The 11,999-nt window shown below is 71.9% G+C and carries 11 protein-coding genes; 9 read left to right on the forward strand and 2 right to left on the reverse strand.

The features are described 5' to 3' along the window. Positions 1-181 precede the first annotated feature (181 nt). Positions 182-661, reverse strand: a complete 480-nt coding sequence (locus tag ACZ4VW_RS32375; protein WP_467968721.1) for a metallopeptidase family protein — start codon at positions 659-661, stop codon at positions 182-184. Between the two features lie 290 nt (positions 662-951). Between ACZ4VW_RS32375 and ACZ4VW_RS32380 the strand changes: the two genes are divergently transcribed. The 8 genes from ACZ4VW_RS32380 (at position 952) to ACZ4VW_RS32415 (ending at position 9,573) form a co-directional block, all read left to right on the forward strand. Beyond that, on the forward strand, positions 952-1,380 hold the full coding sequence (locus tag ACZ4VW_RS32380; protein WP_467968702.1) for a DUF3499 domain-containing protein: 429 nt from the start codon (positions 952-954) through the stop codon (positions 1,378-1,380). Between the two features lie 162 nt (positions 1,381-1,542). After that, entirely contained in the window at positions 1,543-2,910 is a 1,368-nt protein-coding gene (locus ACZ4VW_RS32385) for a phosphomannomutase/phosphoglucomutase (protein ID WP_467968704.1), read from the forward strand. A gap of 116 nt (positions 2,911-3,026) precedes the next feature. Next, positions 3,027-3,209, forward strand: a complete 183-nt coding sequence (locus ACZ4VW_RS32390) for a Trm112 family protein (RefSeq protein WP_467968706.1) — start codon at positions 3,027-3,029, stop codon at positions 3,207-3,209. A 269-nt stretch (positions 3,210-3,478) separates the two neighbouring features. Continuing rightward, a complete protein-coding gene (locus tag ACZ4VW_RS32395; protein ID WP_467968708.1) occupies positions 3,479-4,636 on the forward strand; it encodes an SIS domain-containing protein in 1,158 nt (385 codons plus the stop codon). A 169-nt stretch (positions 4,637-4,805) separates the two neighbouring features. Then, positions 4,806-5,957 (forward strand): mannose-6-phosphate isomerase, class I, encoded by a 1,152-nt coding sequence (gene manA / locus ACZ4VW_RS32400; protein ID WP_467968710.1) that lies wholly within the window; start codon positions 4,806-4,808, stop codon positions 5,955-5,957. Between the two features lie 66 nt (positions 5,958-6,023). Continuing rightward, on the forward strand, positions 6,024-6,989 hold the full coding sequence (locus ACZ4VW_RS32405; RefSeq protein ID WP_467968712.1) for a cation diffusion facilitator family transporter: 966 nt from the start codon (positions 6,024-6,026) through the stop codon (positions 6,987-6,989). 379 nt (positions 6,990-7,368) lie between these two features. Next, positions 7,369-8,826: an adenosylhomocysteinase gene (gene ahcY / locus ACZ4VW_RS32410; RefSeq protein WP_467968714.1), complete on the forward strand. Its 1,458-nt coding sequence runs from the start codon at positions 7,369-7,371 to the stop codon at positions 8,824-8,826. A gap of 132 nt (positions 8,827-8,958) precedes the next feature. Then, positions 8,959-9,573 carry a hypothetical protein gene (locus tag ACZ4VW_RS32415; protein ID WP_467968716.1) on the forward strand — a complete coding sequence of 205 codons (615 nt, stop codon included), beginning with the start codon at positions 8,959-8,961 and terminating at the stop codon, positions 9,571-9,573. On the opposite strand, the gene ACZ4VW_RS32420 is transcribed toward ACZ4VW_RS32415, so the two are convergent. Further along, on the reverse strand, positions 9,570-10,496 hold the full coding sequence (locus ACZ4VW_RS32420; protein WP_467968717.1) for an RDD family protein: 927 nt from the start codon (positions 10,494-10,496) through the stop codon (positions 9,570-9,572). The two genes, ACZ4VW_RS32415 and ACZ4VW_RS32420, sit on opposite strands and share 4 nt — an antisense overlap. Before the next feature lie 122 nt (positions 10,497-10,618). On the opposite strand from ACZ4VW_RS32420, the gene ACZ4VW_RS32425 reads away from it, so the two are divergent. Continuing rightward, positions 10,619-11,626: a stage II sporulation protein M gene (locus ACZ4VW_RS32425; protein WP_467968719.1), complete on the forward strand. Its 1,008-nt coding sequence runs from the start codon at positions 10,619-10,621 to the stop codon at positions 11,624-11,626. Positions 11,627-11,999 lie beyond the last annotated feature (373 nt).

The following is an 11,999-nucleotide window of genomic DNA, read 5'->3' on the forward strand; positions in this document are numbered from 1 at the left end:
CCACCCGATACGACAAGACCGCCCAGTCCTACGAAGCAGCCGTCACCCTCGCATCGCTCCTGATGTGGGCGTGACATTTGACGACAGAACCTAGGGGGGCCGGTCCTCCCCGGACGGGGAGATCAACCCTGTGCGTACCCTCCGTACGGTCCGTACCCGGGGGTCAGCCCCGCGCCGGGCGTCAGTCCTGCCCGTACCGGGGGTCGACCGACTCCGGGGAGAGGCCCAGCAGCTCCGCCACCTGCTCCACGACGACCTCGTGGACGAGCAGCGCCCGCTCGTCACGGCTCTTCGAGCGGATCTCGACCGGCCGCCGGTAGACGACGATCCGGGCGGGCCCGCTCTTCTCCGCCGGCGCGGCCCCGCCCAGCGGCACCGACTCGCCCGGCACCGTCGGCGGCACGTCGAGGACCATGAACTCCACCTCGGCCAGCTGCGGCCAGCGCCGCTCCAGGCGCTCCACGGAGTCCAGGACCAGATCGCGGAAGGTGTCGGCCCGGGTCACGGACAACGGCACCTGCGGCGGGGCGACCGGCCCGCGCATACCGCGGCCGTGGCGGTCGCGGCGGCGCGTCCGTGGCTCCACCGGAACCGGACGGGACTCCGCCGCGTGGGGCTCGGACGGACGGGACGAGGGGTTCGGCGGCACAGGACTGTCCATCACTGACGCAGCGTAACTCTCCTCGGTGCCCGCCGAGGATGGCGCACGCGTGCCGCCTCGACACCGGCCGGACCCGGGCTGTCGATAGTTGAACGTTCCGGCCAGGCACGGGCTCGATTCCATGGACTTCCGCGATCGGCCATCTGGCCGTGGTTGACCGGATTCCTGTCGGCCGTTGTCCGGATCGACCGCCGTCCCCACCTCCGCTCCTCTCCTTACGCGCAGGTCAGCACGGCCACCCCGAGCGGCGCCGTGTCCGACCTCACACCGCGACACGGTGGAGTGACACGGTGGAGAGTCGTCGCGGCCCGCTCAAGAGTGCGGTACCGTCCAACGTCGTGAGCCCTGTACGTCGCTGTTCGCGCACCGCGTGCGGCCGCCCTGCCGTCGCGACACTGACGTACGTCTATGCCGACTCGACTGCGGTCCTCGGCCCGCTCGCCACCTACGCCGAGCCCCACTGCTACGACCTGTGTGCCGAACACAGCGAGCGCCTCACCGCGCCGCGCGGCTGGGAGGTCGTCCGGCTCTCCGACGGCTCCGCCCCCGCCCGCCCCAGCGGTGACGACCTCGAAGCCCTCGCCAACGCGGTACGGGAAGCGGCGCGCCCCCAGGAGCGCGCGGCCGAGGCCGGCGGCAAGGGCGGCGGGCGCGGCGGCGACCCGGTGGAGATCGGACGCCGCGGACACCTGCGCGTCCTGCGCTCCCCCGACTCCTGAGCCCGGGAAGCGGCGACCCGCCCTGGCCACTCGGGAGGGTTCCTCGGGAGCCCCTGACGGCCCAGGCGCTCTGCCCCCTCCTCCCCGACCCCCGGTAGGTTGGACCTTCGTACACGCGCCGCACACGCGTGCCCAGGCTTGAGGATTCAGGAGGGTTGTTCCGTGGCTGCTGATCTGTCGCAGATCGTGAAGGCGTACGACGTTCGCGGGGTGGTGCCGGATCAGTGGGACGAGACGCTCGCCGAGCTGTTCGGCGCCGCGTTCGTCCGCGTGACGGGCGCCGACGCGATCGTCGTCGGCCATGACATGCGGCCCTCGTCGCCGGGCCTGTCGGGCGCCTTCGCCCGTGGCGCGGCCCGCCTCGGCGCCGATGTCACCCTGATCGGGCTCTGCTCCACGGACCAGCTGTACTTCGCCTCGGGCAGCCTCGGCCTGCCGGGCGCGATGTTCACGGCCTCGCACAACCCGGCCCAGTACAACGGCATCAAGATGTGCCGCGCCGGCGCGGCGCCAGTCGGCCAGGACACCGGCCTCGCCGAGATCCGCGCCCTGGTGGAGCGGTGGACGGACGAGGGCGCCCCGGACGCGGCCCCCACCACCGGCACCATCACCGAGCAGGACACGCTGCGGGACTACGCGGCCCACCTGACGGCGCTCGTCGACCTCACCGCCATCCGCCCGCTGAAGGTCGTCGTGGACGCCGGAAACGGCATGGGCGGCCACACCGTCCCCACCGTCCTCGCGGGCCTGCCGCTGGACGTCGTGCCGATGTACTTCGAGCTCGACGGCACCTTCCCGAACCACGAGGCCAACCCCCTCGACCCGAAGAACATCGTCGACCTCCAGGCCCGCGTCCGGGCCGAGGGCGCCGACCTCGGCCTCGCCTTCGACGGCGACGCCGACCGCTGCTTCGTCGTCGACGAGCGCGGCGAGGCGGTCTCCCCGTCCGCGATCACGGCGCTGGTCGCCGCCCGCGAGCTGGCCAAGACCCCTGGCGGCACGATCATCCACAACCTGATCACCTCCTGGTCCGTCCCCGAGGTCGTGCGCGAGAACGGCGGCACGCCGGTCCGCACCCGCGTCGGCCACTCCTTCATCAAGGGAGAGATGGCGAAGACGGGCGCGATCTTCGGCGGCGAGCACTCCGCCCACTACTACTTCAAGGACTTCTGGAACGCCGACACGGGCATGCTCGCGGCGCTCCACGTGCTCGCCGCCCTCGGCGGCCAGGACGGCACGCTCTCGGAGCTGGTCTCCTCGTACGACCGCTACGTCGGCTCGGGCGAGATCAACTCCACGGTCGACGACCAGAAGGCCCGGGCGGCGGCGGTCAAGGCGGCGTACACCGGCCAGGACGGCATCACCCTCGACGAGCTGGACGGCCTGACGGTGTCGGCGGACGACTGGTGGTTCAACCTCCGCCCCTCCAACACCGAGCCGCTGCTCCGCCTGAACGTCGAGGCCCGCGACGAGGCCACGATGGCCAAGGTCCGCGACGAGGTCCTCGCCGTGGTCCGCGCGACGGACTGACGCCACTACCCCCGGGGGACGGGCCGGGCGGGGGAGCCGCGCGCCCCGTCCCCCGGCGGTAGGCTGACCAGGCCCGAAGGGCAGCACCACCATCGTTCTGTGCGAAGGGAAAACCCATGCCGCTCGAAGCCGGCCTCCTGGAGATCCTGGCCTGTCCGGCGTGCCACGCGCCGCTGAACGACCGCACGGCGGCCGACACCCCGGAACTGATCTGCACGGGCGACGACTGCGGCCTGGCCTACCCGGTCCGCGACGGCATCCCCGTCCTCCTGGTGGACGAGGCGCGCCGCCCGAACTAGGGCACCCCGCAGCCGCCGACGGCGCGCACCACGCTCGGGAAGGCCCGTTCGGGAAGGCCCGTTCGGGAAGGCCCGTTCGGGAAGGCCCGCACGGGAAGATCCGCTCGGGAAGGCCCGCTCGGGAAGATCCGCTCGGGAAGGCCCGCGCCTGCGTGTTCTCAGTCGTACCGGGGAAGCGGGTGGGAAGAGCAAGCCCGGCCGCAGGCCGGGCGCGCCACACCAGCACCCCGCACCACCACCCGCCCCGCACCGCCCGGAGGCACCGCCACATGCTCGACGAGACCCTCCTCGACGCACCGGACGCCCTCGCCCTCGCCGACCGCCGCGGCCTCCTCCGCGGCGCCGCCGAAGCGGGCGCGCGGGTACGGACTGCCGCCCGCCACGCCACCGAGGCCGGTATCGCCGAGCTCAGCCCCGAGGGCCGGCCGCGCTCGGTCCTGGTCGCGGGCCCCGGCACCGCGGCGGCAGGCGTCGCCGACCTGGTCGGCGCCCTCGCCGGCGCCGCCGCCCCCGTCATCCGGCTCCAGCCCACCGGCGTCGCCCCCGCCCCGGGCGCCCTGCGCTGGGCGCTCCCCGGCTGGGCCGGCTCCGTGGACCTGCTCCTCGTCCCCACCACCGACGGCTCCGAACCCGGACTCGCCCTCCTCGCCGAGCAGGCGTACCGCCGCGGCATCACCGTCGTCGCCGTCGCCCCCAAGAGCTCCCCGCTCGCCGAGGCCGTCAGCGGCCCCCGCGGACTGCTCGTCCCCATGGCGATGGCCCCGCACGAGAGCCTGGAGGAGTACGAGGAGACTCTCGCCGCCGGACCCGGCTCCCTGTGGGCCCTGTTCACCCCGCTTCTCGCCCTGCTCGACCGGGTCGGGCTCCTCGAAGCGCCGTCCGAGACCCTGGAGAAGGTCGCCGACCGCCTGGACCGTACGGCCGAACGCTGTGGCCCCGCCATCGCCACGTACAGCAATCCGGCCAAGACGCTCGCCGCCGAACTCGCCGACTCGCTGCCGCTGATCTGGACCGAGGGCGACGCCGCGGGCCCCGTCGGCCGCCGGTTCGCCGCCGTACTGGCCGAGCTGGCCGGACTGCCCGCGCTCGCCGCCGAACTGCCCGAGGCGCTGCCCGCCCACGGCGTGCTCCTCGCCGGCGACTACGCCGCCGGGGCCGACCCCGACGACTTCTTCCGCGACCGCGTCGACGAGGCACAGGCCCTGCGCGCCCGGGTCGTCCTGCTCCGCGACCGCCCGGCCGACGCCGGCGGCCTCACCGCCGCGCCCGCCGCCCGCGAGCTGGCACTCAGCCACGGCACGGCCATCAGCGAACTGGAGCCGGAGGACGGCAGCGAACTGGAGACCCTCGCCGAACTCCTCGCCGTCACCGACTTCGCCGCCGTCTACCTCGCCCTGGCCTCGGCCGGTATCGCCCCACCGCACTGACCCCGCCGTGGGACCGCGCCCGCACCGACGCGGCGCGCCGGACGCGGCCCGCCCGACCGGGGAGCACCCCGGCGTACCCCGCCATACGTCGCCGAGACACCCCACGGCCACCACCCGCTGAGACACTCCGCCGACCCACCTCCCGCCCCGAGGAAAGCTGGAACGTTCGATGGACCGCCTCGTCAACACCGTTCGCCCCTACGCCTGGGGCTCCACGACCGCCCTCCCGGAACTGCTCGGCACCACCCCCACCGGTGAGCCCCAGGCCGAGATGTGGATGGGCGCCCACCCCGGCGCCCCGTCCCGCACGGAGCGCGGACCGCTGAACGAGGTCATCGACGCCGATCCCGTACGCGAGCTGGGTGCCCCGGCCGTCGAGAAGTTCGGCCCGCACCTGCCCTTCCTCTTCAAGGTGCTCGCCGCCGGCGCCCCGCTCTCCCTCCAGGTCCACCCCGACCTCGCCCAGGCCAGGGCCGGGTTCGCCGCCGAGGAGGCGGCCGGCGTCCCGATCGACGCGCCCCACCGCAACTACAAGGACGCCAGCCACAAGCCCGAACTGATCTGCGCCCTCACGCCGTTCACCGGACTGTGCGGCTTCCGCGACCCGGTCGAGGCCGCCGACACCCTCGCCGCCCTCGGCGTGGACTCCCTCAAGCCGTACGTCGACCTCCTGCACGCCCACCCCGAAGAAGCCGCGCTGCGCGAGGTCATGACGGCCCTGCTCACGGCCGACCACGAGGAGATCGCGCACACCGTCACCGAGGCCGCGGCCGCCGCCACCCGCCTCGGCGGCGCCCACACGCCGTACGCCACCCTCGCCCACCACTTCCCGGGCGACGCCGGCGTCCTCGCCGCCATGCTGCTCAACCCCGTCCAACTCCAGCCCGGCGAAGCGCTCTTCCTCGGCGCGGGCGTACCGCACGCCTACCTCGACGGCCTCGGCGTCGAGATCATGGCCAACTCGGACAACGTGCTGCGCTGCGGGCTCACCCCCAAGCACGTCGACGTCCCGGAGCTGCTGCGGGTCGTCCGCTTCGAGCCCGACGAACCGGCCGTCCTGCGCCCCGAGGCGTCCGAGTCGGGCGAAGAGGTCTACGACACCCCGGTCGAGGAGTTCCGACTCTCCCGATTCGTACGGGCGGAGGGCGCGGCGCCCACCGACGTCACCGCACGCGGCGCACAGATCCTGCTCGCCATCGCGGGCAGGATCACAGCGGGCGACATGACCCTCGCCCCCGGCGAATCGGTCTTCGTCCCGGCGGGCGAAACAACCGAACTGTCCGGTACGGGCACGGTCTTTCGCGCCACCGTCGCGGCCTGATGCAACAATGACCGGCCGTACGGCGGCCACAGTGCCGGAGCATCGACGAAGGGAACACGTACACCCATGAGCGCGTCAGGCGGAACCAAGGCGATCGTCGCGGCACTCGCCGCGAATCTCGCGATCGCGGTAGCCAAGTTCGTGGCGTACCTCTTCAGCGGTTCGTCCTCGATGCTCGCCGAGAGCGTCCACTCGCTCGCCGACTCCGGCAACCAGGGGCTCCTGCTCCTCGGCGGCAAGAAGGCCAAGCGCGAGGCGACCCCGCAGCACCCCTTCGGCTACGGCCGCGAGCGGTACATCTACGCCTTCCTCGTCTCCATCGTGCTCTTCTCCGTCGGTGGCATGTTCGCCATCTACGAGGGCTACGAGAAGATCAAGGACCCGCACGAGATCGAGGCCTGGTACTGGCCGGTCGGCGTCCTCGTCTTCGCGATCATCGCCGAGACATTCTCCTTCCGCACGGCCATCAAGGAGTCGAACGAGGTCCGCGGCGGCCTCTCCTGGACCCAGTTCGTCCGCCGGGCCAAGGCTCCCGAACTGCCGGTCGTCCTCCTGGAGGACCTCGGCGCGCTCGTCGGCCTGATCCTCGCCCTCGGCGGCGTCGGCCTCGCGCTCCTGACCGGCGACGGCATCTGGGACGGCATCGGCACCCTGTGCATCGGCGTCCTTCTCATCCTGATCGCGATCATCCTCGCCGCCGAGACCAAGTCGCTGCTGCTCGGCGAGTCCGCCGGCATCGACGACGTGAAGAAGATCGAGGACGCCATCGTCGACGGCGAGACCGTCACCCGCCTCATCCACATGCGCACCCTCCACCTCGGCCCGGAGGAGCTCCTCGTCGCCGCCAAGATCGCCGTCCAGCACGACGAGACGGCCACCGAGGTCGCGACCGCCATCGACGCGGCCGAGGCGCGCATCCGCGCCGCCGTCCCGATCGCCCGGGTCATCTACCTGGAGCCGGACATCTACAGCGAGTCCGCCGCGGCGGCGGGCACGAAGCCCTCCACGCCCCCGGGCGACGCGAGCCACTGACGCACATCACGACGAGCGGCGCCGCCGGAGGCTCCGCTCGGGCAAGGGCCCGGGGTCACCACGACCCCGGGCCCTTCGCCGTACCGGCGTCCGCCCCCCTCCCGGCACCGTGGGCACATCCGCTCGGCACCGGCCGGATCCGGCCGGTCCGGAGCCCGGCGGACTGTGGCCCGCCGCGCCGATCGGTGTAGATTCGTGACCAGCCAGACGTCGCTGCTGATGGCGGTCGGGCGGTCCGTACGGACCGGCCGAGGGAGAGAGGGCCTCCGACGACTGCACCGCGGGAGTACCGGGCATTCGTATGCCCGCGCTACGCCACCACGCGGTGTCAGGCGCCCCGACCGACCCTCGCACCCGATCCACGAGGAGCAGCCCAGTCATGACGACTGTCGCCAACCAGCAGGACTTCAAGGTCGCCGACCTGTCCCTTGCCGCCTTCGGCCGCAAGGAGATCACCCTGGCCGAGCACGAGATGCCCGGCCTGATGTCGATCCGCCGCGAGTACGCCGCGCAGCAGCCGCTGGCCGGAGCCCGCATCACCGGCTCCCTGCACATGACCGTGCAGACGGCCGTCCTCATCGAGACGCTCGTCGCCCTCGGCGCCGAGGTCCGCTGGGCCTCCTGCAACATCTTCTCCACCCAGGACCACGCCGCCGCGGCCATCGCCGTCGGCCCGAACGGCACCCCCGAGGCCCCCGCCGGCGTCCCGGTCTTCGCCTGGAAGGGCGAGACCCTGGAGGAGTACTGGTGGTGCACGGAGCAGGCCCTGACCTGGCCGAACACGCCCACCGGCGGCCCGAACATGATCCTGGACGACGGCGGTGACGCCACCCTCCTCGTCCACAAGGGCGTCGAGTTCGAGAAGGCCGGCTCCGCCCCGGACCCGTCGACCGCGGACAGCGAGGAGTACGGCCACATCCTCCGTCTCCTCAACCGCACCCTCGGCGAGAACCCGCAGAAGTGGACGCAGCTCGCGTCCGAGATCCGCGGCGTGACGGAGGAGACCACGACCGGTGTCCACCGCCTCTACGAGATGCAGCAGGCCGGCTCCCTCCTCTTCCCGGCGATCAACGTGAACGACGCCGTGACCAAGTCGAAGTTCGACAACAAGTACGGCTGCCGCCACTCCCTGATCGACGGCATCAACCGCGCCACCGACGTCCTCATCGGCGGCAAGGTCGCGGTCGTCTTCGGCTACGGCGACGTCGGCAAGGGCTGCGCCGAGTCCCTCCGCGGCCAGGGCGCCCGCGTCATCGTCACCGAGATCGACCCCATCTGCGCCCTGCAGGCCGCGATGGACGGCTACCAGGTCGCCACCCTCGACGACGTGGTGGAGACGGCCGACATCTTCATCACCACGACCGGCAACAAGGACATCATCATGGCGTCGGACATCGCCAAGATGAAGCACCAGGCCATCGTCGGAAACATCGGCCACTTCGACAACGAGATCGACATGGCGGGCCTGGCCCAGATCCCGGGCATCGTCAAGGACGAGGTCAAGCCGCAGGTCCACACCTGGACCTTCCCCGACGGCAAGGTCGTCATCGTCCTGTCCGAGGGCCGGCTCCTCAACCTGGGCAACGCGACGGGGCACCCGTCCTTCGTGATGTCGAACTCGTTCGCGGACCAGACCCTGGCCCAGATCGAGCTCTTCACCAAGCCGGAGCAGTACCCGACCGACGTCTACGTGCTGCCCAAGCACCTCGACGAGAAGGTCGCCCGCCTCCACCTCGACGCGCTCGGCGTCAAGCTCACCACCCTGCGCCCCGAGCAGGCCGCCTACATCGGCGTCAAGGTCGAGGGCCCGTACAAGCCGGACCACTACCGCTACTGATGCCGGGACCGACGGCGCCCGTGCACTGACCCACGCCCGTCCCGCACACCCGTAGAGGAAACAGGCAGGCCCCCGCACCCCCGTGCCGGGGGCCTGCCCCGTCTACCGCCCCAGCAAGCACCCCGAGGACCCATGCCCCGCGGCCGCTATTCGCTCCATGATCCGCACGATCACACCCCCCTCGGTGAAGAGCACTTCAACTGCGCGCCCGGCCCCTCCGGCTGGCGCTACGTCTCACAGACCACCACCCCCTCCGGCGATCACGCCGGCTCCGTCGACCTGGCCATCGACGAACTCGGCCGCCCCATCCGCCTCGAACTCCACGCCGCGAGCTGGCAGGTCCGCGGCGCCGCCCTCGACGGCGTCACCTGGGTCCGCACCGACCCCACCGGCACCCACGCCACGGAAGGCAATGTGCGCGCCCATGCCTTCACCGGCGCCTCACCGGCGTTCCTCGTCGCTCTCACACGACTTCTGCGTCTCACCCCCGCTTCCCCCGCGACCCGCGTCCGGCTCGTCGCCTTCACAAGTCCCGTGCTCGCCCCCCTCACGATCGACCAGTCCTGGGCCCTGGTGAAGAGTGAAACGCACACCACTGACAACGGCCCGCTGATCGTGGACGAGTACCAGGTCAACGCCCTGGACACGGGGGAGCAGCACACAGTCCACATCACCGGCGACGTGGTCCTCTCCGCCCCCGGCATCGAACTCGAAGCCCTCGAAACCCCGCCCTCGGTCTGGCCCTAGGCGGGTGGAGCGAACCCGGTCCCGGACCCTCCGGCACGCGACGCTCCCGCGTCCGGAGGCGCGACGGGCGGCGCCACGGGCCGAACAACGGGCGCGACGGCCGGACCGACGGGCGGGGCAGCCGGGGATACGGGAGCCGTGAACCCGGGCGTGGGCTCGCCCCCACCCCGCCCGGTCGAGGCGAAGGCCCGCCGCGCCTCCCGCGCCTGCCGCTCACCGACGACCCCGGCCAGATAGGCCGCGGCCGGCACACCCGGCGGCGGAGGCGTTCCCGTCCGCGCGACCAGGTCATCGGCCAGCCGTTCGGCAAGCCGCCTCCCCACCTCCGGATCCAGCTGTCGCATCCGGGTCAGGTACTGCCGTATCTCCAGCCACAGCCCGTCCGGCACCGCCGACAGATCCAGCTCGGCGAACCGTCCCACGAGCCACGGCGGGGGAGGCGGCACGACCGCGCTCCGATCCGTCGGCACCCGCTCGCGCACCACCAGCGTCCCCGCGAAGACGTCCCCGATCCGCCGCCCCCGCTCCGACACCAGCGAAGCGATACAGGCGACGACCCCGAACGTCAGCAGGATCTCCACGACCCCCATCGCCCCACGCACCAGCGCGTGCCGGAAACGGATCGGCCCCCCGTCGTCCCGCACCACCCGAAGCCCACACGCCAGCTTCCCCAGCGAGCGCCCGTGCGTCAGCGTCTCCACCGCGATGGGCGCCCCGACGAGCACCAGCAGGAACGACGCGATGGATATCGCCATCTGCGCGGCCTCGTCCAGCGAGGCGGTGGCCATCGCGAGCCCGATCGTGATCAGCAGATAGACGGCCCACACCGCCAGGAGATCGAGGAACAGCGCCAGAGCCCGGCTCGGCAGCCGCGCCGGCTGCAACCCCAGTACGACGGCGTCCCCCGTCACAACCCCGCTCACGGCGCCCACCCTTCTCCGGCCTTCCCGACCCCTCGGTACGACAGTCTGCCAAGCTGACCCGCAGCGCGCCGCCGCCGTAGTACGGACCCGTACGCACCCAGTGCCTGGAGCAGCAGCCGATCATGGACCTCGACGTCTACGTCACCGCCCACCGAGCCGAGTGGGACCGTCTCGACCACCTCCTGCGCCGAGGTGGAAAGCTCACCGGCGCCGAGGCCGACGAACTCGTCTCCCTCTACCAGCGGACGGCCACCCATCTCTCGCTGATCCAGTCCAGCGCCCCGGACCCCATGCTCACGGCCCGGCTCACCCAGCTCGTCGCCCGCGCCCGCGCCGCGGTCACCGGCACCCGCCGCTCCTCCTGGCGGGACGTGACCGGCTTCCTCACGGCGGGCTTCCCGGCGGCCGTCTACCGCTCCCGCCACTGGTGGGTCCCGACGGCCGTCCTCTCCACCCTCCTCGCCGCGATCATCGGCTGGTGGATCGGTGCGCACCCCGAGGTCCAGTCCGCGATCGGCGCCCCGGCCGAACTGCGCGAGATGACCCGCCCGGGCGGCCAGTACGAGACGTACTACTCGAGCCACCCCGCGGCCTCCTTCGCCGCCCAGGTGTGGACGAACAACGCCCAGGCCGCCGCCATGTGCCTGGTCCTCGGCGCGTTCCTCTGCGTCCCGGTGCTGTGGATCCTCTTCCTCAACATGCTGAACCTCGGCGTCGGCATCGGTCTCATGTCCTCCGCAGGCCGCCTCGACGTCTTCCTCGGCCTGGTCCTCCCGCACGGCCTCCTCGAACTGACCGCCGTCTTCGTGGCCGCCGGCACCGGCCTCCGCCTCGGCTGGACCCTCATCGACCCCGGCCCCATGACCCGCCGCTCCGCCCTGGCCCAGCAGGGCCGCGCAGCGGTCGGAATGGCGATCGGTCTGGCGCTGGTCCTCTTCCTCTCGGGCCTCATCGAAGGCTTCGTCACCCCGTCGGGGCTCCCGACCTGGGCGCGCATCACGATCGGCGTCGCTGCTGAGCTCGCCTTCCTCGCGTACGTCTACGTGCTCGGCGGACGAGCCGCCCGAGCCGGCGAGACGGGGGACGTCGAGGAGCCCGACCGCAGCGCGGCCCTGCCGACCGCTGCCTGATGTGCAGACGACCCTGCTGACCTGCTAGTCTCTCCTTCGCCCACAAAAACCGTTGACACGGTCCGCGTGGGGAGGTAGATTCAACTGGTTGCCACGGACTGGACAAGTTCGGAGGCCAGCAGCTAAAGTCTCTCTTGCTCCGGTCGGGAAGTCGATTTCCACGGAGCCACCCCGATTCCTTATTCGAATCACGAAGCCACCGATTAGGTCGGCCGAAATGAATCTGATAAAGTCGGAATCGCCGGAAAGGGAAACGCGAAAGCGAAGAACAGACCGGCAGCCCGCTCCAGCGGGTGGCAGAAACGGAAATCGGATCTGCTAAGCTGGAAACACGAAAGACCGAAGGGAAAAGCCCGGAGGAAAGCCCGAGAGG

The organism is Streptomyces sp. NPDC029139 (assembly GCF_055564335.1).